At 35.3% G+C, this 23,864-nt stretch carries 34 protein-coding genes and 2 tRNA genes; 28 read left to right on the top strand and 8 right to left on the bottom strand.

Annotation, left to right across the window (positions count from 1 at the left end):
- Nucleotides 1–70 precede the first annotated feature (70 nt).
- Both VEU72_08605 and VEU72_08610 read left to right on the top strand, forming a co-directional pair.
- Entirely contained in the window at nt 71–646 is a 576-nt protein-coding gene (locus VEU72_08605; GenBank protein HYL67189.1) for a transcriptional regulator, read from the top strand.
- Complete coding sequence (locus VEU72_08610) at nt 643–1,236, top strand: RlmE family RNA methyltransferase (protein HYL67190.1); 594 nt, start codon at nt 643–645, stop codon at nt 1,234–1,236. The genes VEU72_08605 and VEU72_08610 overlap by 4 nt, the downstream gene beginning before the upstream one ends.
- Nucleotides 1,237–1,238: 2 nt before the next feature.
- Here VEU72_08610 and VEU72_08615 read toward each other — a convergent pair whose 3' ends face one another.
- The gene (locus tag VEU72_08615) at nt 1,239–2,372 is read right to left on the bottom strand and encodes a tRNA (guanine(10)-N(2))-dimethyltransferase (GenBank protein ID HYL67191.1); all 1,134 of its coding nucleotides are present in this window, start codon (nt 2,370–2,372) and stop codon (nt 1,239–1,241) included.
- Between the two features lie 59 nt (nt 2,373–2,431).
- On the opposite strand from VEU72_08615, the gene rnhB reads away from it, so the two are divergent.
- A complete protein-coding gene (rnhB, locus tag VEU72_08620; protein HYL67192.1) occupies nt 2,432–3,052 on the top strand; it encodes a ribonuclease HII in 621 nt (206 codons plus the stop codon).
- On the opposite strand, the gene VEU72_08625 is transcribed toward rnhB, so the two are convergent.
- Nucleotides 3,049–3,723, bottom strand: a complete 675-nt coding sequence (locus tag VEU72_08625) for a fibrillarin-like rRNA/tRNA 2'-O-methyltransferase (GenBank protein HYL67193.1) — start codon at nt 3,721–3,723, stop codon at nt 3,049–3,051. The two genes, rnhB and VEU72_08625, sit on opposite strands and share 4 nt — an antisense overlap.
- Entirely contained in the window at nt 3,704–5,020 is a 1,317-nt protein-coding gene (locus VEU72_08630) for a ribonucleotide-diphosphate reductase subunit beta (protein HYL67194.1), read from the bottom strand. Before VEU72_08630 ends, VEU72_08625 begins: the two co-directional genes overlap by 20 nt.
- Nucleotides 5,021–5,113: 93 nt before the next feature.
- Here VEU72_08630 and VEU72_08635 point away from each other — a divergent pair, with 93 nt between their 5' ends.
- The 10 genes from VEU72_08635 to VEU72_08680 all read left to right on the top strand — a co-directional run bounded on the left by VEU72_08635 (nt 5,114) and on the right by VEU72_08680 (nt 12,052).
- Nucleotides 5,114–6,022: a dihydroorotate dehydrogenase gene (locus tag VEU72_08635; GenBank protein ID HYL67195.1), complete on the top strand. Its 909-nt coding sequence runs from the start codon at nt 5,114–5,116 to the stop codon at nt 6,020–6,022.
- Nucleotides 6,006–6,818 (top strand): dihydroorotate dehydrogenase electron transfer subunit, encoded by an 813-nt coding sequence (locus tag VEU72_08640; protein HYL67196.1) that lies wholly within the window; start codon nt 6,006–6,008, stop codon nt 6,816–6,818. Before VEU72_08635 ends, VEU72_08640 begins: the two co-directional genes overlap by 17 nt.
- 102 nt (nt 6,819–6,920) lie before the next feature.
- Entirely contained in the window at nt 6,921–8,603 is a 1,683-nt protein-coding gene (locus VEU72_08645) for a radical SAM protein (protein HYL67197.1), read from the top strand.
- A 38-nt stretch (nt 8,604–8,641) separates the two neighbouring features.
- Nucleotides 8,642–8,824: a 30S ribosomal protein S30e gene (locus tag VEU72_08650; GenBank protein HYL67198.1), complete on the top strand. Its 183-nt coding sequence runs from the start codon at nt 8,642–8,644 to the stop codon at nt 8,822–8,824.
- A 119-nt stretch (nt 8,825–8,943) separates the two neighbouring features.
- Nucleotides 8,944–9,084: a hypothetical protein gene (locus VEU72_08655; GenBank protein ID HYL67199.1), complete on the top strand. Its 141-nt coding sequence runs from the start codon at nt 8,944–8,946 to the stop codon at nt 9,082–9,084.
- A 56-nt stretch (nt 9,085–9,140) separates the two neighbouring features.
- Entirely contained in the window at nt 9,141–9,560 is a 420-nt protein-coding gene (mscL, locus tag VEU72_08660; GenBank protein HYL67200.1) for a large conductance mechanosensitive channel protein MscL, read from the top strand.
- A gap of 434 nt (nt 9,561–9,994) precedes the next feature.
- A complete protein-coding gene (locus VEU72_08665; GenBank protein HYL67201.1) occupies nt 9,995–10,216 on the top strand; it encodes a hypothetical protein in 222 nt (73 codons plus the stop codon).
- On the top strand, nt 10,179–10,502 hold the full coding sequence (locus tag VEU72_08670) for a hypothetical protein (protein HYL67202.1): 324 nt from the start codon (nt 10,179–10,181) through the stop codon (nt 10,500–10,502). The genes VEU72_08665 and VEU72_08670 overlap by 38 nt, the downstream gene beginning before the upstream one ends.
- Nucleotides 10,503–10,643: 141 nt before the next feature.
- Nucleotides 10,644–10,877, top strand: a complete 234-nt coding sequence (locus tag VEU72_08675) for a hypothetical protein (protein HYL67203.1) — start codon at nt 10,644–10,646, stop codon at nt 10,875–10,877.
- Between the two features lie 566 nt (nt 10,878–11,443).
- Nucleotides 11,444–12,052, top strand: a complete 609-nt coding sequence (locus VEU72_08680; protein ID HYL67204.1) for a hypothetical protein — start codon at nt 11,444–11,446, stop codon at nt 12,050–12,052.
- On the opposite strand, the gene VEU72_08685 is transcribed toward VEU72_08680, so the two are convergent.
- Nucleotides 12,039–12,170, bottom strand: a complete 132-nt coding sequence (locus VEU72_08685; protein ID HYL67205.1) for a hypothetical protein — start codon at nt 12,168–12,170, stop codon at nt 12,039–12,041. The two genes, VEU72_08680 and VEU72_08685, sit on opposite strands and share 14 nt — an antisense overlap.
- Nucleotides 12,171–12,240: 70 nt before the next feature.
- Here VEU72_08685 and VEU72_08690 point away from each other — a divergent pair, with 70 nt between their 5' ends.
- The 9 genes from VEU72_08690 to msrA all read left to right on the top strand — a co-directional run bounded on the left by VEU72_08690 (nt 12,241) and on the right by msrA (nt 17,804).
- On the top strand, nt 12,241–13,362 hold the full coding sequence (locus VEU72_08690) for a DDE-type integrase/transposase/recombinase (protein ID HYL67206.1): 1,122 nt from the start codon (nt 12,241–12,243) through the stop codon (nt 13,360–13,362).
- The gene (locus tag VEU72_08695; protein ID HYL67207.1) at nt 13,359–13,607 is read left to right on the top strand and encodes a hypothetical protein; all 249 of its coding nucleotides are present in this window, start codon (nt 13,359–13,361) and stop codon (nt 13,605–13,607) included. Before VEU72_08690 ends, VEU72_08695 begins: the two co-directional genes overlap by 4 nt.
- A gap of 125 nt (nt 13,608–13,732) precedes the next feature.
- A complete protein-coding gene (radA, locus tag VEU72_08700) occupies nt 13,733–14,731 on the top strand; it encodes a DNA repair and recombination protein RadA (protein HYL67208.1) in 999 nt (332 codons plus the stop codon).
- 121 nt (nt 14,732–14,852) lie between these two features.
- The gene (locus VEU72_08705; protein HYL67209.1) at nt 14,853–15,152 is read left to right on the top strand and encodes a 50S ribosomal protein L21; all 300 of its coding nucleotides are present in this window, start codon (nt 14,853–14,855) and stop codon (nt 15,150–15,152) included.
- Between the two features lie 2 nt (nt 15,153–15,154).
- Complete coding sequence (locus VEU72_08710) at nt 15,155–15,481, top strand: RNA polymerase Rpb4 (GenBank protein ID HYL67210.1); 327 nt, start codon at nt 15,155–15,157, stop codon at nt 15,479–15,481.
- 16 nt (nt 15,482–15,497) lie between these two features.
- Nucleotides 15,498–16,064 (top strand): DUF655 domain-containing protein, encoded by a 567-nt coding sequence (locus VEU72_08715; GenBank protein HYL67211.1) that lies wholly within the window; start codon nt 15,498–15,500, stop codon nt 16,062–16,064.
- Nucleotides 16,061–16,771, top strand: a complete 711-nt coding sequence (rsmA, locus tag VEU72_08720; protein ID HYL67212.1) for a 16S rRNA (adenine(1518)-N(6)/adenine(1519)-N(6))-dimethyltransferase RsmA — start codon at nt 16,061–16,063, stop codon at nt 16,769–16,771. The genes VEU72_08715 and rsmA overlap by 4 nt, the downstream gene beginning before the upstream one ends.
- A complete protein-coding gene (locus VEU72_08725; protein HYL67213.1) occupies nt 16,746–17,282 on the top strand; it encodes a HemK2/MTQ2 family protein methyltransferase in 537 nt (178 codons plus the stop codon). Before rsmA ends, VEU72_08725 begins: the two co-directional genes overlap by 26 nt.
- A 63-nt stretch (nt 17,283–17,345) precedes the next feature.
- The gene (msrA, locus tag VEU72_08730; protein ID HYL67214.1) at nt 17,346–17,804 is read left to right on the top strand and encodes a peptide-methionine (S)-S-oxide reductase MsrA; all 459 of its coding nucleotides are present in this window, start codon (nt 17,346–17,348) and stop codon (nt 17,802–17,804) included.
- 30 nt (nt 17,805–17,834) lie between these two features.
- On the opposite strand, the gene VEU72_08735 is transcribed toward msrA, so the two are convergent.
- Nucleotides 17,835–18,869 carry an isocitrate/isopropylmalate family dehydrogenase gene (locus VEU72_08735; GenBank protein HYL67215.1) on the bottom strand — a complete coding sequence of 345 codons (1,035 nt, stop codon included), beginning with the start codon at nt 18,867–18,869 and terminating at the stop codon, nt 17,835–17,837.
- Between the two features lie 126 nt (nt 18,870–18,995).
- On the opposite strand from VEU72_08735, the gene VEU72_08740 reads away from it, so the two are divergent.
- The 4 genes from VEU72_08740 to VEU72_08755 all read left to right on the top strand — a co-directional run bounded on the left by VEU72_08740 (nt 18,996) and on the right by VEU72_08755 (nt 20,322).
- Nucleotides 18,996–19,742 carry a metallophosphoesterase family protein gene (locus VEU72_08740; GenBank protein ID HYL67216.1) on the top strand — a complete coding sequence of 249 codons (747 nt, stop codon included), beginning with the start codon at nt 18,996–18,998 and terminating at the stop codon, nt 19,740–19,742.
- 38 nt (nt 19,743–19,780) lie between these two features.
- Nucleotides 19,781–19,864: transfer RNA gene (locus tag VEU72_08745), tRNA-Ser, on the top strand.
- Between the two features lie 54 nt (nt 19,865–19,918).
- Entirely contained in the window at nt 19,919–20,080 is a 162-nt protein-coding gene (locus VEU72_08750; GenBank protein ID HYL67217.1) for a hypothetical protein, read from the top strand.
- 65 nt (nt 20,081–20,145) lie between these two features.
- Nucleotides 20,146–20,322, top strand: a complete 177-nt coding sequence (locus VEU72_08755; protein HYL67218.1) for a hypothetical protein — start codon at nt 20,146–20,148, stop codon at nt 20,320–20,322.
- On the opposite strand, the gene VEU72_08760 is transcribed toward VEU72_08755, so the two are convergent.
- Together VEU72_08760 and VEU72_08765 are read right to left on the bottom strand one after the other, a co-directional pair.
- On the bottom strand, nt 20,309–21,136 hold the full coding sequence (locus tag VEU72_08760) for a transglutaminase-like domain-containing protein (GenBank protein ID HYL67219.1): 828 nt from the start codon (nt 21,134–21,136) through the stop codon (nt 20,309–20,311). The genes VEU72_08755 and VEU72_08760 overlap by 14 nt on opposite strands.
- The gene (locus VEU72_08765) at nt 21,133–22,323 is read right to left on the bottom strand and encodes a hypothetical protein (GenBank protein ID HYL67220.1); all 1,191 of its coding nucleotides are present in this window, start codon (nt 22,321–22,323) and stop codon (nt 21,133–21,135) included. The genes VEU72_08760 and VEU72_08765 overlap by 4 nt, the downstream gene beginning before the upstream one ends.
- 517 nt (nt 22,324–22,840) lie before the next feature.
- Here VEU72_08765 and VEU72_08770 point away from each other — a divergent pair.
- Nucleotides 22,841–23,044, top strand: coding sequence for a hypothetical protein (locus VEU72_08770; protein HYL67221.1), 204 nt, complete (start codon nt 22,841–22,843; stop codon nt 23,042–23,044).
- A 72-nt stretch (nt 23,045–23,116) separates the two neighbouring features.
- Here VEU72_08770 and VEU72_08775 read toward each other — a convergent pair.
- Nucleotides 23,117–23,209 (bottom strand) — tRNA-Met (locus VEU72_08775).
- Nucleotides 23,210–23,489: 280 nt separating this feature from the next.
- Between VEU72_08775 and VEU72_08780 the strand changes: the two genes are divergently transcribed.
- Nucleotides 23,490–23,852 carry a TRAM domain-containing protein gene (locus VEU72_08780; GenBank protein ID HYL67222.1) on the top strand — a complete coding sequence of 121 codons (363 nt, stop codon included), beginning with the start codon at nt 23,490–23,492 and terminating at the stop codon, nt 23,850–23,852.
- Nucleotides 23,853–23,864 lie beyond the last annotated feature (12 nt).

Genomic DNA, 23,864 nt, shown 5'->3' on the forward strand with positions numbered 1-23,864 from the left:
CAAATGCTATGTTATTATATTGCTTTGAACCCAAATATTCTGGGAGCAATTGCATCATTAAGTGATATTTATGGCTAAAAAGAAAGAGAAGAAATCTGCAAAAAAAATAGAAGAAAAGAAAACTGAAAAGAAAATTGCTGAAAAGAAAAAATTAGCAGTCAAAAAACTAGCTGAAAAGAAAACCACTGAAAAGAAAACAGCCTCTAAAAAAGAACCTGAAGAAGATGAATTTGAAGAAATCTCAGATAAAGAACTAGAAAACTTTGAGATTGAAGGACTGGACATGGAAAAACTTACTGCTAATGTTCGTAATATTGTAACAAAAAGCGGAGATGAAGGAATATTCCAAAGTGATCTGTGGAAAAAAATGAAATTGACTAGCAGAGATGGTTCTAGATTGGCTCTGAAACTTGAGCGACAAAATATGATAAAACGAGAAAAAGTTTTAGAAAATGGTCGTTGGACATACAAATTGAAAATCGCACATGCACCAGTAAGTACAGAATCAATTGAAGCCGCACCATGTTTGATCTGTCCAGTGGAATCAAAATGTACTTTGGAGGGAGAGATAAGTCCAAGAACCTGTCCATTAATTGAACAATGGGTTATAACAGAATTTACTAATGTCAAAAAGCCAAAGAAATGAAATTAATTGATGCGCGACGAGATTTTTACAGAAAATTAGCTCATCAAGAAGGATATAGAAGTAGAGCTGCATACAAACTAAAAGAATTAAATAAATCATACAGAATAATTGGTCCAGGTTTTTACGTTCTTGATCTTGGATGTTCACCTGGAGGATGGACACAAGTTGCCACTGAACTTGCAGGAAATAAAGGCAAAGTATTGGGTGTTGATACATCTTTTGTAGAAGAAATTCCAAATGCCCATATCATAAGAGGAAATATTGAAGATGAATCAATAGTTGAAGAGGTTTTTTCATATTTTGGGAGAAAAGTAAATGCTGTAATCTGTGATTTATCTCCACAAGTAAGTGGAACATGGTCAATTGATCATGCTAAACAGATTGCACTAAACTATGCAGCGACTAAGATAATGGATCATGTATTGGCTTACAAGGGAAATGCATTGTTTAAGGTATTTGATGGAGAATATTCTAATGAATTTAGAGATTATATAAAAAAGAAATTTACCAAAGTGCAGTTGAGAAAACCAAAAGCAAGTAGGAAAACAAGTAGTGAACTCTATTTTGTCTGCCTTGGATACTTATCTTAATTTTAAAAAATCTGCAATATTTTGTCTATTCGTGCGTCTGTCCTAAACCCTGAAGGGTTTAGTGAAGTCTGACTGACCTTGTATCCTTCATTTTGAAGCTTTTCTATTATCTTTGATAGGGATAGTGGGGCACATTGTTTCTTTCGTGCAATCTCGTCTAGAGTAAAATAGGTGCTTGGCATGCCTATTTCATTCTGGCATCTGAATAATATTTTTTCACAAGACTTGTCAACTAGGAATTTTTTTTGTTCATCTAACATTGCATCAACAAACGCTTTATCATATAATTCACCAATCCAGAGAGGTCCAGCAGATTCTAGTTTCGTACCGCAAACTTCGCAAGAGATGCCTTTTTCATTTTGTATTTTTCTGTGACCACAGCTTTTACAATGTACGATATAGCCCATATTTTCTTGAGGATCAGTTCTTACTAACACTTTGACATAGACCTTGTAGTAATGCATGTTGGTTTGTACAAAGAGTGGCACAACCTGAACATCCAATCTACCAGCTACTAGATGAATACATCCTAGAATCAATCGTATTGCAATTTCGTTTCCATATTCTGTTCTTACAGGAATTCCATAATACTTTCTCTTACATGCTTCTTGATATAATCCATGTAAGACAGGTAGATCTGTTGCAGTAACTGAAAGAAGACCTCCGTGGGATGTGGCACGTATACCACAATCAAGGAATCTTGTAGGAGAACCAAAGGGATCGATATCTACGATAGCTCCACGGGTATCTCTTTTAGAATGTAGACTAAGAAATCTACACGCTTCATTTTCCGAAAAATCACACTTTGTAACATTGTTTAACTTTGATGTTCTTGTGGCAATTTCAATAGCGTTTGGATTGATGTCATTAACAACAACCCTCTCAACAAACTCTATCTCATTTGCTACTCGAATACTTCTTGCACCAGTGCCTGCAAGAGAATCAAGAAAAACTTTTGGGCCCTTGAAATTTTGTAAAAATGTTGAATATGCTATAATGGAAAAATCTCTACTTATCCTTGCTCTTGGATTGAAAAAAGCTGGTTGTTTAGGTGGAGCATTTACTAAAAGTGAATCTTTAGGGACTAAAAGTTTGGTCTTTCCCTCTACCGTTTCTACAAGATCATTGATTTCCAATTTCTTTCACAATTGCTAGTCTAAAATGATTTAATACATCTAGCGCAACAAAAACACAAATGATAATTTGTGGTGTAGATGATGCAGGAAGAGGGTCTGTGCTAGGTCCACTTGTCATAGCAGGAATATCTATTGAACGCACAAAGATAAAACACCTATCAGAAATTGGAGTTAAAGATTCAAAACAGCTTAGTCCTAAAACACGAGAAATACTGTATAAAAAAATAATTGCCATTGTAGACAATTATCACATTGCAAAAATCTCTCCTAAAATAATAGATGAAAGCGTAAACAAGAACCAACTAAACCACTTGGAAGCAAAATACATGGCCAAAGTAATTGCAAAATTACAACCAAATTCTTCCTATGTTGATTCATGTGATGTAAATCCAGTCAGGTTTGGTAAAGAAATTTCAAAGCTTGCTAAGTCCGGTAAAATTTTTTCCAGACATCATGCAGATAGTAGATTTGCTGTAGTTTCTGCAGCCTCTATTGTAGCAAAAGTAAATAGAGATAGGGAAATTGAAAAACTAAGAAAAAAATACGATCTAGGAAGTGGCTATCCATCTGATTCTAAAACTATGATCTTCATCAAGAACTGGATATTGGAACATAATAAAACGCCAGAATTTGTGCGTAAAAGCTGGAAGCCAGTTAAAATAATGATGAATAAAATCTAGCCTAGATATCTTGCAATTGCCATTCCGTGGTCTTTTTCATAGGGATCCAAGTTTATTTCCTGAACCATCTCAAAATTGGGACCTAGTTTTTTAATTTCATTTCTTATTACTTGGGCAGGTTCTTGTACTACATCAATACTTCTGGTTTTAATTACAAGCATCAAATAACCGCCTTTTTTTAGATAAGTTTTGCAATTAAGAATGGCTATCTCGGTTTGATCTGGTTGTGCAATATCAACATAGACAACATCTACTGTACCATAAACGGAAAAGTATTCTTTTGGCTGTCTTGCATCTTGCAAAATGGGAACAATATTTGATCTAAATGATGCTACTCTGTCCAAAAAATCTCGTGCAACTCTGCTTGCATGCTCTACACAAAAGACTATACCGCTTGGTCCTACAATATCTGAAACATGACTTGCAGTGGTTCCAGTTGAAACTCCGAGATAAAGAACTCTGGATTTTCTAACAATTGGTAAACTTTCAAGACCGTTCATGATTGCTGCTGCAAGCTTACTTCTGAATGGATCCCACGCCCTAAACTCTTCATCTTTAATTTTTACTAATTTTTCTTTATAGACTTGGTTCCCCGGGACTAGATTAATCGTAGCTAGTCTTTTTTCACCATCTATTTTAACCCAGAAAATATTATCTTCTTCGTTTTCCAAACTTTCTCTTTTTTCCTTTCTTCCAATCGTCCCTTTGCTTACCTTCTCCGCCAAATTTTCTTCCACCTTGTGGACGATCTCCACCAAATTTTCTTCCGCCCTGTGGACGATCTCCTCCAAATCCCCTTTGCCCTCTTGAATGACCGCTATCATATTGTTTGGCTCTTAGAGTTTCTTTTTCACTTGGTTCTTTGTATTTTTCACCTATCTCGGTAATTCTTACATTTAATTTCTCAAATAACATCTGATTCTTACCAGCACCATAAACATCTACACGAGCAGCAATTGCTGCTTTGGCTGCAATTGCCCTTGCAATCTTACCACGTTGCCATCTTGGTGCAGCGTGTACCAAAGTATGCTGAAAAAGCAATCCATGTTTTGGTGGCTGTGCTCCGGTTTTAAGAGAGCGGAAAAGTGCTTTCTCAGCTCCGAGAATCTGTATAGTGCTTGCAGGCATTGATGATAGTCTTTTAAGACTTCCAGCTCTTGCAAGAATTCTTGCTCCAACTGCAGTTCCAAGTATGCCCGCAATGTTTGGAGCTATAGCTTCCATTTGAGTTTCTACATGTTTTTCTAAATTACTACGCAATTCAAAAAGTTCCAAAATCTGTTTTGCAATTGCTTGAACAATGGCTAGATTTTCATCTGAAATCTGTCCGCCCTTACTTTTATTCTGTAAGAGAGAAAGCATTTCCACTTTTGTTTCTGGAAATCCTGCATCTGTGTAAACACTTTGAGTAATGTTATCTCTTTTACCAGCTAGAACAATTTTTGAGTAGCCTATTATGCTATCAATAATATTGTCAAGCTCTGGAAAATGTAATCCGTACCACTCTCGGAGCCTAGAACTAAGTGCATTTATTATCTTGTCAGTTTCATCCAATGTGTTTATTGCCTGAATTATGTGCAAATCAGGACTTTCCGAAGTTTCAGTCACTCTGGATGAAGAAAGCTGAATAGCAAAGTCTCTCAGCTTTGTTCTTGCATCTGACTCATCTTTTGCAAAACCAGAATCAACAAGGACTCTCAGCTTTGATGATTGTATGTGTTCTATCTTGGATTCTTCCATTAATTCAGAATCTATTGAATTTTTTTTCAAAATCTTTAACAATGAAGAATCATTAACAAAAATTCCAGAAATAATTTTTGAAAGTGCTTCTTGTAATTGAGTAATATCTGATTTTTCATTTTTTATTTCAACATATTCTTTTGCAGGGTTTAAAAATGGAATAGATTTTACACATGTATTTTCATTAAATACTGCAATTCCTAATTCTGTTAAAATAACAAAATGCATATTCACAGTTTTCCAACGCCTTACTAAAAAAGGTAACATTCTAGGCGGGCTTTACATTAACTGTTATAAGAGAACAATTTTTTATAATTAGAAGTGAAGCCTGATATCTCAACTGAAGTGGGTGCGATTAAGATTGAACGACCAACAATGCTTGCATCTGGAATTCTGGGTATCTCACTTGATGTTTTTGATCGACTATATAAAGACGGAGCAGGGGCAGTAGTTACAAAATCACTAAGCAAAGAACCTTGGGAAGGTTATCCAAACCCTACTGTTGTTGGCGTAAAAACAGGTTATCTTAACGCCGTAGGTCTTTCAAATCCAGGAGCTCCATATTTTGCAAAAATGATTTCGTTAAACAAAACAGTTCCGATAATTGTAAGCCTTGTTGGTTCAATTCCTGAAGACTTTGTTTTTATGATTAAACAATTTGAAAATGTCAAAATTCTTGGATACGAGCTTAACTTGTCATGTCCTCATGTGGAAAAAGTAGGACTAGAGGTAGGAGATGATCCTGAACTTGTACATAAAATAGTAAAATCTGTAAAATCACATTCGCAAGTTCCGGTAATAGCAAAAGTAGGATTGGGTTCTTCAGACTATTTGGAAACCGTCAGAATAGCTTGTGAGTCTGGTGTTGATGCAATTACTGCAATTAACACGGTTCGTGCCATGGCAATAGATGTAGAAACAACCAGACCCATTCTTAGTCACAAAATAGGAGGTCTGTCTGGCTCTGCAATAAAACCAATTGCAGTAAGATGTGTTTATGAGATTTCCTCAAAGTTTGATATTCCTGTTATTGGGTGTGGAGGAGTATCAAGCTGGGAAGATGCAATTGAATTCATACTTGCTGGTGCTAGTGCAGTACAAATTGGTAGTGCGCTAGTAGACAAATGGGTTGGTGTATTTTCAGAAATTAATAGCGGCATATCCAAATACATGGAAAAGAAAAATTTTTCAAAGATAAAGGAGATAGTTGGAATTGCAAAGAAATTCTGATGTACCAACAATTGTAAAGATAGAAAAAATAATAGATGAAACTCCCACCGTGCGAACATTGGTCTTCTCAGACGAAGTTCTTTCTAATGTTTTACCTGGACAATTTGCTATGGTTTGGATTCCTGGAATAAATGAACTTCCTATGAGCGTAATGATATCGCAGGAAAAAGGAAAGGCTGCATTTACTGTAAGAAAGCACGGTATAGCATCAACTGAACTTTATTCACTCAAAGCAGGAGAACAAATTGGAGTTAGGGGTCCATACGGGAATTCTTTTACCATAAAGCAAGGCAAGATTCTGCTTGTGGGAGGGGGTACGGGTTTAGTTCCATTGATGCGCCTGCTAACATTTCTTAAAAAAACAGATGACGTTACATTACTTATTGGTTCAAAAACAAAAAATGAAGTATTTTTTGAAAAAATGGCAAATCAAATTCTTGAATATAATAAACATCAAGTAATTGTAGCTACAGAAGACGGTTCATATGGAAAATCTGGACTTGTAACACAGGTAGTGGAAAATTTACTCTCTGAAACAAAATTTGATGCAGTTTATACCTGCGGGCCAGAAAAAATGATGCACAAAGTAGTGCAACTGGCATCGTCAAAAAACATCCATGTTCAAGCAAGTATTGAAAGAATGATGAAATGCGGTATGGGTATATGTGGGAGCTGTTGTTTTGGCGAAGTTCTGGCATGTAGAGACGGTACTGTCTTTGATGGTAAATACCTCCTCACAAACAAAGAATTTGGTCTCACTCATAGAAATAAGGCAGGAATGCTTGAAGACTACTAAACCTTGCTTGGAAATACTGGAAAGGTTAAAAAGTCATTAGAATCACTCAAAACTTGAAAATTGGCTCATCCGAAAATTGTTTTGACAGCTGATCGTACCCTAATGTCGCCTTATCGTGGAATTTCTCTAGCTACTTTCTTTGGCTGTGCGCCAGCTATCGATCCTCATAGACCAAAAAATAGCTTTTGGTATTATATCCTCAAAGATCAGGTGACTCCAAAGGTTCTGTTTGATTTCATATGTAACCCAATTGGTCACAAAAATGGTATTGCTGATTTTGCACCATATGGATTAAGGAAAGTAGAGGCTGCACTTTTGCGAGATGGCTTTAAGCGCGAAGATGTAGTTGTAGCACATCCAGATCATGTAGAGAAATTCATTGGTCCAGAAACCCAAGTAGTAGGAACCTATGAAATGGATCCTCTGGGAATGGGACCAGTAACTATGACCTTCACATATGGTCGCAAACAAATGTCCTATGACGAATTTTACAACAGAGACTTGCACTTAAGAATTAATGCTGCAAAGAAAAAAAATGGCAGCAACGCCAAAGTAATTGCTGGTGCATCTGGCACTTGGCAGTATAATTATGATCCAAAAAAAATTCAAGAATATGGACTATATGCAGTTCTAGAAGGTGAGTTGGGAGGTATCGGTCCAGAAATTGATGGACATGCAGGAGAGTTTTTCAATCACCTAATGAACGGAGATTTTGAAAACATGAATCCTTTTGCAAAAAGCGATTTTAAAGTTGACATTAAAGAATTTGGAAAAGATGAAAACAAATATCATGGAAGATTTGTCCATTATTGGGACGAGCCTGAAATTGATGAAATTCCTAACATAGTTGAGCCCAGTATGCACGGAATGGTTGAGGTAATGCGAGGCTGTGGCAGAGGCTGCAAGTTTTGTGATGTTACACTAAGACCATTACGATACTACCCTCCAGAGAAAGTCAAACAGGAAATAGAAATCAACATAAAAAAAGGCGGTGCAAAATCTGCATGGCTTCATAGCGATGATATTTTTGTCTATGGATTGGATCCAAGAAAAACCAAAAACATGGCTCCTAACAGAGATGCTCTAGAAGATCTTTTCACTGCAGTAATGTCCACTGGAATTGGACATACTAACCCAACACATGGCACATTAGCAGGAGCAATCGCAGATGAAAAACTGATTCCAAATATTTCAAAAATTATCAAGGCAGCTGCAGATAATCTGATAGGAATTCAATGTGGGTTTGAAACAGGAAGTCTTAGATTAATTGGTAAATATGCAGATAGAAAACTTTCGCCATACAAACCAGAAGAATGGCACTGGGTTGTAAAAGAAGGAGTAAAAACACTTAATGAAAATCACTGGATTCCTGCATTTACATTGATTATGGGATTAGATAACGATGAAACCGAGGATGATGCATGGGAGACAATTAGAATAATCAGTGAATTAGAGCAAGAACAGCCAGAATCCATGTTTACCGCAACTCCGCTAACATTTGTTCCAATTGGGTTGTTAGAAAAATCACAATTCTTTGATATAGGAAATGAAATGGATGCAGCACAACTTGGTGTCATGTACAAGACTTGGCAACACAACTTCAAATATGGAATTCAAAAATTCATGAACAAGACTGGACCTAACAGCTCATTTAGGAAAAAGGCATTTACTGGTTTAGCAAGAACATTGGGTGGAGTGCCATTAAGTGCAATGGAAAAATATGCAAGACGAAAAGGCAGAGAACACGAGCAAGTTATTGAGAAAATCAAAGCAAAATATTGGTAGATCCAAATACATAAATTGAATTAGAGAAAAGTTGATTCGTGCCAACACACGGTTCGCTTACAAAAGCAGGAAAAGTTAGAGGCCAAACACCAAAGGTCCCAGCAAGAGAAAGGCATGGAATTATTTCCAGCATGAGAAATAGAGAAAATTTTAGAAAAAGATTTCAATTAAAAAGAGTTCCTGGACAAAACAAACCAGGACAACGAAGAAAGAGAAAGTAGCATAATAAATTCTGTTAAAATTATAACCATATCTGTAAATTAGTTTTTTACAATAAAGTGTAATTTTTTAGTACATACCATGATACATTATAGTTTTTTCACCACAAGACAGCGATTGCATGAGCTACGAAGAAATATCCATAGAGGAAATGTGGAAAGCAATTGAAAGTTTTGGTATTGATCGTAGAATGTTAGAAAAAACAAACCCAAGTAATCAAAAAATCAAAGATCTATATCAGTCGATAAAAAGCAAAAAATAATAGAATCATCAGACTGAAAATTTTCAGGTCAACTAAACTACAAATTATACAAAACCATGGAAATCAATTTAGTTGATTGCGTAAAGACATTTGATAAAAGAATAGTTATGTTGGCAATTCAGGCAACAAACATGGCAGAAGAAACTCCAGTAAAAAAATCATTCATTCAGGAATTTATGGAATTTTTACAAAAGTTTTCGGTAATTGGACTAGCAATTGCTTTTGTTATTGGTCAGGCAGCTTCCAAGTTAATTAGTTCATTTGTAAATGATATCATAACTCCATTCATAGGATTACTTACGCCAGATGTTGGAGATTTGAACAAAATAGGAATTACTATTGGCAAATCCACATTTTCATATGGCGATCTTATTTCAAATGTAATAAACTTCCTAATAATTGCAGTTGTAGTTTTCTTGGCTTACAAACAACTTTCTAAGGTTGGCTTGATGAAAGATCCGCCTGTAAATAAATAAAAATTCTACAACTGCAGATCATATGATCCTTACATCATACTCTTATATCATTACGTACAACTCATTGTACCTATAATGTCAACAACTGGATCGTGTAAAAAGTGTGGATATCAAGCAAGGCCTAGAAGAGATTATCATGTTGATATGGACGTACCAGTTTGTCCAAAATGTAATAATGAATTAACCTAGAACAGAAATATTCAACTTGTAAGATGACAGAATTAAGGATAGTGTTTTATGAATTTTAATCAAATCATTTTTTCAAAAAATCAACTAAAATAGTTTTAGTTTAATTTTAGAAAATTCTGATTGTTTCCAACCATGGGAATAGTTAAAACCTTGTGTTAGAAAGTGAATAGTGGTGTGGTTAGGCAATAGTACGGTTTAGTGAACTTCATAAAAATGCACTAATATCAACCATAGAAATTGTTTTAATGAGTTTGGGAAATACCAAGTATAATCTTGTTATAGCCAAACTTGAAGCCTACAACCAAGCGATGAGGGATTCCTACAAAGATCCAGAAGTTCTAAAAATTGTCCTAAAGTCAGTATATGGATCTGAATATGATCACATCATTAATGAGATCAAACTACATCTAGGTGAAATAGTCAACGAAGATGGCATACCAGAATTTTTTAAAATCATGGAAAGTTAACAGACAGACTAGACCAATTCACATTCGTCATATCCACTTGAAAGGTGACATGAACAATAACAAGATGGAGAGAATGAATGGAGAGTTTAGAGATAGAGAAAAGGTTGTGAGAGGAATCAAAACAAAGGATTCTGTTCTCATTAATGGCTATCAGATGTATCACAATTACTTACGCCCACACATGGGATTAGAAGGAAAGACGCCTGCCGAAGCCTGCGGAGTAAAGATTGAAGGAGATAACAAGTGGTTAACTCTGATACAAAATGCTAGTAGGAGAGAAGCTTGACGGTCTATGAGTGTCCGTTATGTAAGATCAAGCTAGACCTTGATTATGATTATCAATTAAGATATTTTTGGTGTGATGATTGTATGGAAAGAATTAGAAGATATTGGAAACCCTTGAATATTTGTAGCTCATAATATTTCTATGAGTAAGCTTGAGGAATTAAAGAACCACTCAGAATTTAAGAAATTCCTACTCGATAATTTTCTTGCAATGATAAACGAACTTGTTGAACAAGAGACCCAAGTAGTAAATAATTATTATAACAATCGTACGATGCCATTTGATTTATACAACTTGACATTAAGAGAAATCCAAACAAAAATCCAATGTAAAAAGGAAGTATATCTACGCTTAACAGATGAAGAACTAGAATAGATATTTTTATCAACCGAAGTAAACAGCGAAAAAAATCTACGAAATCAACCTACAAGGTAACAGTTCCATAAAACAGGTTCTGTAAACTTGATGGCTCATTGGTTGGCAACTTCTTTTTGTCAACCATCGGCTCATTTTTACTGCAACCTAAGATTCATGCTAATGAATTTTGGGGATTGTGGGTTTACTGAAAGACAGTCTAGCCATTGCTTTCTTCATTTCGATCATAAGTATAATGATGATTACTGGAAGTCTTACGATATTTGGTCTTCAAACCAATGCGGAATCTATACTTGGAGTAAAAATTGGGTATTATGGAGCAACTGCTTTATCTTGCCCATTTTTAGTGATCATGTTATTATTCGGCTTCTGCATGAAACCATGATCTATTGATAAATCAAAAATGGACAAATCGACTAGCATGGGGAGTTTTAATTATTTTTAGTATAGCCATAATCGTAGTTCTTTGCATTTTTGTTCCCAAAATATTTGATGATTATAAGGAAACACAAAAACCTGAACCAAAGCCTAATTGGCTTAATATTCATAAAATATCATCACCTAAAATGATTAAATCGGCATACATGCAAGCAGTCGCAACATACAGAACAATTGATGATTTTACAGTTGGAAATCCAATCACTTATGGCATTGCTATTGTAACTAATAATACAGATTATTTTACAGAAGTGATTGGAGTAAATTCTACAGATATATTTTATTCTTCATTGGGGGATCATGATTCTCAAGCAAGTGCAGATAATCTTTTGGGTCTTGAAAGAACCCCAATGAAAGATGTTGGATATAGTGATTTATTTAATTTTACACATAACGATATTTTCCTTACTGCAAACGGTACAATAACACCTGTAGCCGAAGGAGAACAAAATGTAACGGTATTATTTTTTTCAGGTAAACATGTTTACGATGGATATTATGAACTTAGACCGCTACCAATCTCATCAGGATTATCAAAATTACAGGCAGAAACTAATAGAAGTTTGCAAAAAGAAATTGCTCAAACTAACCTTACAAATGATACTGTTTTGGCATTAACGATAGTCGTTGTTTTTGCTATTCCAATAGGTCTTGCAGTGGAATATCGTATTGAACGACATTTTTATGAATTAGAAAAAAAAGACAATGCTTCAGATTCACTTCCTAGGTTTTTCTAAGATACTCACTAAGAATTACTCGGATAGTCTCAGCTACAGTCGCTAACATTCTCTCTTTGCGTTCCTTCTCTAATACTCGTTCCATTTCCTCAGGCACAGATACTAGGATTCGTTTCATTTGCATATACCTAATGATAACTATCGATATATTTATTAATATCGCTAACTACTATATCAATAGATATAGAATGAAATCACTAACAAACAACAGACAAGAAAAAGGAAAAGAGATAGCCCTTAATCCTAATGTTCAGATTCTAAGAATTAGCGATAATCTCTATCATGTCAAATCTCAAACAACAAAAAGAGAGTATGATGTCATATCAACAGAATCAGGTTGGATCTGCGGATGCCCTGACCACACTTATAGAAAGATTTGTTGCAAGCATATTCACGCAGTTGAATTTAGTATCAGGCTTCGAGAACAAGTGAGAAAAGAAAACGCAGTAACAATAGAGCAACTAAACGTTTCAGTTTGTCCTCATTGCAATTCTGATAAAATAGTAAAGCATGGAATAAGACACAATGAAAATTTTGATATTCAAAGATGGTTCTGCAATGAATGTAACAAGTGGTTTAGTTTCAATATTGGTTTTGAAAACATGCGAGCAAATTCACAGGCAGTAACATCAGCAATGCAACTCTACTTTACAGGCGAATCTCTAAGATCAATTCAAAAGTTCTTGAGATTGCAAGGTGTAAACGTATCACATCAGGCTATTTACAAATGGATTAAAAAATACACTAAACTCATGGAAAATTATCTATCAAAGATTACTCCACAAGTAGGCGACACATGGCGAGCCGATGAAGTCTGGGTTAAAGTAAAAGGCGATATGAAATACCTTTTTGCATTAATGGATGATGAGACTCGTTTTTGGATAGCAAAAGAGGTTGCAAATTCCAAAGAAAAGCATGATGCAAGTACGTTATTCAAACAGGCAAAAGAGGTAACTGGAACAAAGCCAAAGGTGATAATCACAGATGGATTGAGAAGCTATGCAGATGCGTATAACAAGGAATTTCGAACACAACAAAATCCTAGAACAGTTCACATAAAGCAAATTAGATTGCAAGGACAAAGGAACAATAACAAAATGGAAAGGCTAAATGGAGAGTTTAGAGATCGTGAGAAAGTAGTAAGGGGAATCAAGAAAGATGATTCTCCATTGATTTCAGGTTATCAAATTTATCACAATTACATTAGACCTCACATGGCATTAGACGGTAAGACGCCATCAGAAGTTTGCGGAATTACAATTCAAGGTAACGATAAATGGAAAACTTTGATTCAGAAGGCTAGCTTATGAATAATTATGTAAGGTTTGGATGGGCATTTTTGAGTGTAGGAGGCTTTATTTTATTTATTTTTTTGGTAAATGATCTTCCAAATGCATGTATCAATCCACCTCAGTCATCCTCTCATTTTCCTCCTGATACCAAAGCTCCAGTAGAAAGATGCTGGCTTATCTTTGCACATTTTCCAGAAATAATAATCAGTATTGCAATGATCATAACAGGAATTGTTTTAAGGTCAGTAGGTCGTAAGAAATGATATTGGATAGGTTATCAAATGAGCCGACAGTTGACACGATGAAAAAATCAGGGGATGTGCTGTCAAGTTGACAGAACCATAAAACAACAAGTTTAATAGGTACTCGTACCGTACCATACGGTAAGATGGATGAAGTAAGATTAGACAGTTTAGATGGGGTCGGCCCAGTAACTACCAAGAAGCTAAATGATGCAGGTATTCATAACATAATGGATCTGCTAGTGAGAGGTCCAGTGGATATAGCAGAGATCACTGGAATGGAATTTGATACTGCGGCAAAACTAGTAACCAAAGCAAGAGAGTCTCTTATTGAATCTGGACAACTTCAAAAAGAATTTGTTAGTGCTACTGAAATTTATAAAAGAAGACAGGATATTGGAAAGGTTTCTACTGATACAAATGCATTAGATATGTTATTTGACGGTGGAATTGAAACACAAGCTGTCACAGAAGTTTATGGTGAATTTGGTTCTGGAAAAACACAGTTTTGTCATACAATGTGCGTGAATGTTCAAAAACCAAAAGAAGAAGGCGGTCTAGATGGAGGAGTTTTGTATATTGATACTGAAAATACATTCAGACCTGAAAGAATTGTTTCTATTGCAAAAGCAAAAGGTCTTGATCCAGCAAAAGCATTAGATAGAATTATTGTTGCCAAAGCATACAATAGCTCACACCAAGAGCTAATAATGCAAGAAGCAGGCACAGTAATAGAAGAAAATAAAATTAAACTAATTGTAGTTGATTCCGCAGTAGGATTGTTTAGATCGGAATATCTGGGAAGAGGAACACTTTCTATTAGACAGCAAAGATTGAACAAATTCATGCATCTTCTAACAAGAACTGCTGAAACATACAATGTTGCTGCCATTGCAACAAACCAAGTAATGTCATCCCCAGATACATTCTTTGGTGACCCGACACGTCCAATTGGAGGAAACGTTGTTGCACATTCAAGCACATACAGGGTGTACTTTAAGAAATCTGGAAAGAAGAGGATTGCAAGAATGGTTGACAGTCCACATCATCCAGAACAAGAAGTAATATTCACTCTGACCGAAGCTGGTGTATCAGATCCAGAAGAAGAATCAAAGAAGAAAAAGAAAGACGAATCTGAGGAATAGACACACACCTCATTTTTCCTTGTTTTAAGGAATAGTACAGATGATTATCTATAATTAAGATCTAAACATGCCAAAATAACTAGTAAGTGTTAAATTATGGACAACTCAAGTCTTTACGAATATGACTACAAAGAAACCACATGGTCGTTCTCATGGATTCATGCACAAGTCACGTTCTGTCATGACCAAGGATAGAATAAGAGGAGTATCTTTCCTAATGAGAACATTTGTCAAAGGAGACAAGGCTCTTGTAATCATAGATCCTTCACAACACAAAGCATTGCCACATCGAAGATACCATGGCAAAGTTGGAACTATAACAAGTGTTGGACGCAGAGTTGTAACAATGGATGTTAAGCTAGGTAATAAAACAAAAACTCTCATAACAAGATTAGATCATATAAAACCATTTGGTGTATAAACATGGAAGAGATAAAAAAGAAACAACCAATTTCTGTATCTGAAGTTAAAGAAATTATGGAAAAATCTGATCCAGAATCTATGGATCAAATACAAAGATGGACATTTGACTATGTATCCAAATTTGCAAAAATTGACGGAAAGGCTGCAAAAAAACTCAAGCAACAACTTGTTAAAGAATGTGGAATTACAGAAGAGGAAGCAGTAGAAATTGTAAATAACCTCCCAAGTACAGAGGCAGAGTTACGTGCATTTACCTTTGGCTGGAAAAAACTAATTCTAGCAGAAACGCTAGAAAAAATGTTAAAAATTATCAAGGAGAACGTGTAAGTCCACTAAGGAGTAGATGTTCTTGGAAAGAACTCAACCTAGAAAATACGAAGAGTACGCATACGTTTTAGATTTTGTAATGCGAGGCAAATCTTCTACAGTACGAGGACGAGACGGAATCATAGTAACTGCACTAGGCGAAGAAAGATTAACAATTCTGGAATTACTTGCATTACCCAACTCTACGTTTGAGATTGGGGAAAGAGTGTACATTGGAAAAGAAGGACGTACAAAAATACTATCAGTTTTGGGTAGATTAGAATATAATGAAATATCGTCAGCCGCACAAAGCGAGCTTTCAGGCGTAGTAGAAAAAATTGTCATACAAAACGAACAACGATTTATAGACTATCTAAATAATGCACAACCACTTACTCCAAGGATCCATGCGCTAGAATTAATCCCAGGAATAGGAAAAACATACATGAAAACAATGCTTGCAGAAAGAGAAAAGAAAAAGTTTACCGACTTTAAGGACTTGCAAGACAGAGTAGGACTCAAAGAACCAATAAAGCAAATCGCAAAGAGAATACTTGAAGAAATTACTGGCGAGACCAGAATGAATCTCTTTGTGAGACGATGAAAAAGCGACAATTACTTGGACAACATTTTCTGGTTTCTCAATCAACTGCAAAATCTATTGTTGATTCTGCAGAAATAACAAAAAAAGATACAGTTCTTGAAATTGGCACCGGTAGAGGAATCATGATTCCACACTTGTGTCATGTGGCAAAAAAAGTGATATCTGTGGAAAAAGATAAGGAATTATATTCACAAGCATTAGAAAAGTTTGAGAATTTTCCTAATCTAACACTAAAACAAGGAGATGGTTTTAAGATGGATCTTGATTTTACAATTTTTGTATCAAATCTTCCATACTCTGAGAGCAGAAACGCCATAGAATGGTTAACTCAAAAAAAATTCTCTCATGGGATAATTATGGTACAAAAGGAATTTGCTGAAAAACTTGTAGCAAAGCCAGGAAGCAAAAACCACAAGGCAATAACCGTGATTGCAAATCATTGTACAGAAATTAAGCACATGATGGATGTGAAAAGATCCGATTTTTCCCCCCAGCCAAAGGTAGAATCTGTTATACTAAAATTGACTAAAAAACAACAGATCTCAAAAGACCTCATACATACAGTAAACAAGCTTTTTTCATACAGGAGAAAGACGCTCCATAATGTTGCTAAACAATTTGGAATTTTGGTTCACTCTGACAAAAGATTTGAAGACTTGACAAATGGTGAAATAATTGATCTTGCAAAACAAATCAATAAAAACTGAATATTATTCTCCAGCAGAGGATACGTTATTTTTTGCAAATCACATCCAAAATGAAAAAGGAAAATCTGCCCTTGACATTGGCACTGGTTCTGGATATCTTGCAAATATTTTATTGCCAAACTTTGAGGTTGTAATAGCAACTGACATTAGCTTTGATGCAACAAGGAAAGCTTACCAATTAATCCAAAATTGCATCTGTTGTAATTCTGCAGACCCGATTATTATGAAATTTGATCTTGTCATTTGCAACATGCCATATCTGCCCTCTGAAAAAATTATTGATCCAGCAGTTGATGGTCTAGGTGAGGGATTGGTAATTCCACTTCAAATAATAAAATCAGCAAAAAATGTCATAAAAAAAGGAGGCAAAATGATATACTTGACGTCATCACTTGCAAATCACAAAAAGTTATTGGAGAGGACTGAACATCTAGGATTTCATGCAAGGATAGTGGCAACAAAGAAAATGTTTTTTGAAGAATTGATCCTAGTTGAAGCCGTTTTAAAATGAGAATTATAATTATTCCATTAAATCATGATAGCATTTTAATGAGACTTTACATCAAATAATACCATGAAAGCTACTTTTGGAGCAGGCTGCTTTTGGCATGTTGAAGCATTATTTCGACAGGTAAAAGGAGTAAAATCCACAACAGTAGGATATCTTGGAGGTTCTCTCAAAGATCCAACCTATGAAGATGTGTGCTCTGGGCAAACTGGACATGCTGAAGTAGTTCAAATAGAATATGACCCAAACATGGTATCATATAATGATCTTCTTACAGTCTTTTGGAATAACCATGACCCAACCACATTAAACAGACAAGGTCCAGATGTAGGAGATCAATATAGATCTGCTATATTTTTCTACGATGCAGAACAAGAAGAAACTGCAAAAATTTCAAAGGAAAAATTACAAAACTCTGACAAATTCAAGGGAAGGAAAATTGTTACTGAAATCATACCTGCATCTTCGTTTTACAAAGCGGAAGATTATCATCAGCAATATTTTGAAAAGTGCGGACTACATTAAACAAACTCGATTTTCATTATTGATAATATTTTATTTTCTCAGTTTTTGTGATGCTGTTTGTGCTATGACTTCGGCCATCTTTGAGGTTGTGGCATTACCGCCAATATCAAAGGTAACGTACTTGCCTTCGTTGATTACTTGTTCTGTTGCAGAAAATATTGCTTCTTTTATTTGAGATTCTCCCAAATATTCAAGCATCCATGCACCAGATAAGATAGCGGCAGTTGGGTTTACTTTGTTTTGACCCTTAAATGAAGGTGCACTTCCATGTGCTGCCTCAAACATGGCATAAGAGTCTCCCATGTTTGCAGAATAAACTAATCCTATGGAACCAATTATTCCAGAGGCCAATTCTGATATTATATCCATAAACAAGTTTGTACTTATTAGAACAGAACCGTTGAACTGTTCAGGTTTTATCACTAGCTGCTGGGTCATGTTGTCAATGTACAACTCCTCAACATTAATTCCAGGATTTGCTCTTGCTGCTTTTTCAACTTCCTCCCAAAACATTCCATCCGTAACTTTGAGAATATTTCTCTTTGTGATTGCTACAATCTTTTTCAAATTATATTGTTTTGCCCATGAAAATGCCGAGTTTATGAATCGACTACTTCCATGACGCGTTATTTTTCTAATTGCTATTGCTGCCTCTTCAGATATCTTGAACTCTATTCCTGTGTACAAGCCCTCCGTAGCTTCCCTAAAACATACAAAATTCAGTTCTTTGGTTGGTGATAATCTCTGGTATGTTTTGATCGGTCTGATGTTGGAGTATAGTTCAAATTTTTGCCTAAGAGTGACTGCTACACTTCTTGGTGCATTTGGTATTGGAATTGTTGTAGTGGGACCTTTAAAACATGCGTTAGTTTCTCCAAGTAATTTCATGGTGGAATCTGGAATGTATGTCACATCCCGACGAGCATTTTTTTCCCACTGTTCAGATCCTGCTTCACACAAGATTAATTCAGTTTGGGTATTGCATGATTTTAGTACATGTAACATTGCATCAACAATTTCAGGACCTATTCCATCTCCTTTCATTACTGAAGCTCTTTTTCCCAAAACATGCGAAATTGCAGATCCAGTATATTTAACTCTAACTAGAAATTTTCATAACTCTAGTCAGGTCAATTAATTTTAAAACAAAAGCTAATCCTTAAACAATGATTTAACATTGGTAAATTCAATATGAAAATAGTACAAATTTCAGATATTCATGTTGGTTCCCAATTCCAAGAAGAAGTTTTTGATACTGTGGTAGATGAGGTAAATGAACTGGCGCCTTCTGCCATACTTGTAACTGGAGATCTTACCAATGAGGGATTACTCAAAGAATATGAAAAATGCAAAGTAAAGTTCTCAAAGTTTGATGCAGAAAAAATCATTACAATTAGCGGTAATCATGATTATAGAAACACTGGATATCTATTATTCAAAAAATACTTTCCATTTGATGCAGTAAACGAGCTTGATGATAATACCGTCCTGATAACTTTGGGTACGGCAAGACCAGACAGGGATGAAGGTGAGGTTGGATACAGACAAAATTTGTGGCTGGAACGTACGTTGAAAAAATACGAGAAAAAGAACAAGATTGTTGCCATGCATCACCATCTTGTAGGCGTACCTGATACTGGAACTGACAGAGTGACAGTAATTGATGCTGGTGATGTATTAAGAACTGTACTTTCAGGAAAAGTTGATCTTATTTTATGTGGTCACAAACACAGACCTTGGATTTGGAATTTTGGCAATCTTTTGATTGCAAATGCAGGAACCGCTTCATCAGAAAGAATGCGTGGATTATTTGAGAACACATACAATATCATAACAATTGAAAAAAACAAAATCAAAATTGATTTAAAAATTGTAGGAGGAAAACAAATTCCAATGCAAGATCTTGTTGCACACTACAAGCGTTTTGGTGAAGAGTAAGCTAGATTAATTAACAGATCTAATTTCAGCACCTGTATGCGGGGGTCGCCTAGCCTGGTAGGGCGTGGGATTGCTAATCCCATGTCCGTAAGGACCCGTGGGTTCGAATCCCACTCCCCGCGCTTTTTGCGATCAAACACTTAGACTTAATAATGCGATTTTGAGAATCAAAAATGATGGTAAGGCGCAAAACTGTAAAACCAAAGTCAAGCGGCCCAAGAAACGTTACCACCGGGTTATGTCCAAAATGCGGAACAATTGGCAAGATTTTGATTATAGGTCTGACTGGCAGTGAGAAGGGTAAATGTCAAGCCTGTAACGCTGAATTTGTATTATAGCAAAAACTGACAATTACCTCAATAAAATAAACCATAAATTTTTAAGATCAATTTCCAACCCTAAAATGGGTATGACAGATAACGAGGAATCAATTTATGAACGAGTGGCAAGACTTGAGGACGAAATTGCTACATTGAGAAGCGAAATGGACGTTCTAAAAGGTACATTACGCAACAAAATAATTCGATATGAGCATAAATTGATAAAACAAGGCACTGACGTTGAATCTATTGTTGATTAAATTTTTCTTTAATGTTTCTTATTAAATCCAAAACATAGTCAACATCATCAGCTTCTGGTGCAATCTCAAGATACCTGTTCAAAGATCTTAATGCAAGTTCATACTTTAACTGTCTTGATTCCAAAATTCCTTTGTCCCTTATCTCTTCTGGTGATTCTGGCTCGATCCCAAGTATCATGTTTATGCAGTGAAGTGCCATGGTGTAGTTAAATGACTGTGTGTAAGAATTCTTCAAATTTCTGCCTATTCTAATAAGAATATGTTCTGGTCTAATTTCATTTAAAAAATCTGGTGAAAATTCCACACTGCCGCCATAATTCCTATCTAGTATTTCTTGCAAATCTTCAATAGAAAGCAGTCTACCTTTATTGAAAGGATCTAAAATTAATTCCTCGGAATATTTTACAAGAAAATGACTAGGAAAACCCACAGGACGTAAATCCAATCCTATGTGACTTGCAAGTTGTATGTATATGATGGAAAGTGTTATTGGTATTCCGCTTTTTTTATCCAGTACAACATTTAGAAAATTATTTTTTGGGTTGTAGTAATCATCACTGTCCCCAGTAAACCCTAATCCATCAAACATGTATTCGTTTAACATAGAAACAAGATAGGTAGGATTCTTTACTTCAGAAAGAGAGTTTTTCAGATCTTCTCCCATTGAATGTAACTTTTGAATATAATCACTTATGTTAAGATCTGGATATTCAAGAGTCTGGGATAGTTTTAGACATTTTTCAACCAAGGTGTATCTGGGATTTGTTGCAAAAGATATCCAGTCTGCAACAAGTGGATCAAAATCTTGACTCATAATCTTTTCAGGTATGTTTCTGGATTTTTTAACTCTCTAGTTGTTGGCGGATTATCAATTAATGTTCGATAGGTATCTCTGCCCATCTTTGAAAATACAGATGATGTGAAATCCATTCCCATGCTCTTTCTTACTTGGTATGAGGAAATGTCGGTATTTGCAAAGGTTACAAGATAATCCTGAAACTCCTTGTCATCTTTTAATATGTTTTGAACTGCAAACTCTGCCATTCCCTCCATTGTGGAAAACGCAGCATGATGAATTTGGATTGGTTTTAGCCATCGTTGATAAATATCTAAAAGCTGCGGTAACATCTCAGAAATTTTAGGATCTATTGTGACCTTGGTAAAAGTCATCACGTCAGGACCAAGAACTCCTACGATAAAAGTATCCGGATTTAACATGAAAAATAGATTTGCTCTTCTTGCTATTGGAAATTCTTCTGGTACCGGAGGTAACTGCAAATATTCAGAAAGCTTGTTGACTGTACTGTCATCTATCGATAAAATTATTTTTGCTAATTCTTCATTTATGGCATTTACTTCCATGACTGCCTTTTTGTTAATATCATGTAAATTGCCTTGAATTGCATGAATTTGTTCTTCTAGTATAGTCATCTTTAACGCACCAACATATCCTGAATTTACATATGCAAATTTGGTCTCATATGGTTCTCCTTGTTTTTGTAGTATGATTTGGGGATAACTAGAGAGCACAAACTTGTTCAAAAATATTGTAGAATTTAGATAATCACCATAAGTTGTAGATATCTTTGAGATGTATGATTTTGCATATGTGGAATAGACAAGAAATTTTATAGGATCTTTTTTCATGAGCTGTGCCATCTTGTCGCTATTTTCATGAGCTATAGCGGTAAAAAGTTCGTTAACAAACTCAACAGAATCTTTTGTAGGGAATACTTTTTTTCCCTTTAATTGTTTTAATTCAATTAAATCCAAAAATTCTAAATTTGTTTCTGATGGAACAGAAATACCGGTAAACTGGGAAACTTTTTCTGCCAACTTTGGGAAAATATTCCTTGATAGCGTATCTATATCTTCAAACTTGATTGTTGTTGGTAGTGCTTGAATAGCCTTTGAAAGAGACTTTGTAATGTCTTTTTCCTCGTTTATTTCAACTGAGAGCTGATCCAATAATGCTAGTGCAAACTCGTCAAATTCTTCCATCTTACTCGTGATAAATGTGAACCAATTTAACATTAACTTTGAGATTTTAAAGTAGCAGAATTAGCAGAAAATTACGAACAAGACGAAAAATTCGAAGAATTTCAGAATTAAATGCGTAAAGACAGGTCTTGTAATCTGATTTATCTGTCTCTGTCCCAATGACAGTCGCAATTACATCCCTTTTGGCATTTTATTCGTTTACAATCAGAGCAAATGTTTTGTCGCCAAAAATGATCAGAACCCATACAATTGTTAGTAGCTACAATTAGATAGATTTTGTGTATAAAAGTAAAGAGGCAGTATGGGACTTGGTTGGCTCAAATGCGATTTTAGCAATCAAAAATTATCGCCAAAATTTCTTTTTAAAAAGATGCATGCTTATCAAATCCATCCTAAACTCACAGAGAAGAATGTTTTACAGATTGTAAAAATCTCATATAGATGTGACCAACATATGCAATTCACAGTCAACTAATATACTAGATTTCTTATTACTAGTAAGGAGTGATAAGAAAATTTGAAATTCTATATTGAATTTGAACCATGTAAAGAATGCAAAGATATGATTAGAGAATTTGAAAACTCTGACGAAACTCAAATACATGAAGACTCTAAAAAATTTTTACGACACATCACATACAATCACAGCGAGATAGTACAAGCTATAGTCAAAGATTTCCCAAAGGAAGCAAAACGGGAAGACTTTTCTTGGTTCAAATAAAATCTTCCTAAACTTTCCCTCTTGTTTTAATCATATCGTATCATAGAATGTATTAAACTAGATTTTAGGGAGTACCGGGGGTGGGTTTCGAACCCACGACCTCCAGATTATGAGTATTACCCTTTGTGTGGACTGGCACTCTAGGCCAGGCTGAGCTACCCCGGCACAGATTACGCCTGATTTTTTATGCAATTAAATGTAATTGTTAGGATACACGCGGATTCAAAATATGGGCAGATTTAATTTTTGTTGGAAAAAGGATTAGACCTTTTCTCAGGTCACAGTTTTTTATCTTTTTTTTGCTTTTGCTTTTGATTTAGATTTTGCTTTGGCTTTTGCCATGTAAAGTCTCTCTTTACACCGCTATTAAGTGCTATGAAATGTGTTAATTATCAAATTAAGAGAGTAAAATTTTTGATAATTTGATAAATTACATCACTTTTTATTGGACGAAATTATACCAACAAACAAGAAAGGAGGTGCAACGATGAGTTATAACGACGGCGGTTTTGGAAGATCTAACCGAGGATACGGAGGCGGCCGAGATAGAGATAGAGGATATGGAGGCAACAGACGATTCAACGACGGACCCAAACCAGTCGAAACAGGAAAAGAATACGACGTTACCATAACGGAAATTAGTAGAAAAGGAGACGGTATCGCAAGAGTAGAAGGCTTTGTGATATTTGTTAAAGATGGTAAGGCAGGCCAGAATGCAAAAATAAAGATCACCCAAGTAGGTGGACGATTTGCTTCAGCCGAAATAGTAGGTTCTCAATCCGCAGCAGCAGAACCCGCAGCCGAATAAGATTTTATCTTA

The organism is Nitrosopumilaceae archaeon, assembly GCA_035631875.1.
Taxonomy (GTDB): Archaea; Thermoproteota; Nitrososphaeria; order Nitrososphaerales; family Nitrosopumilaceae; genus TA-20.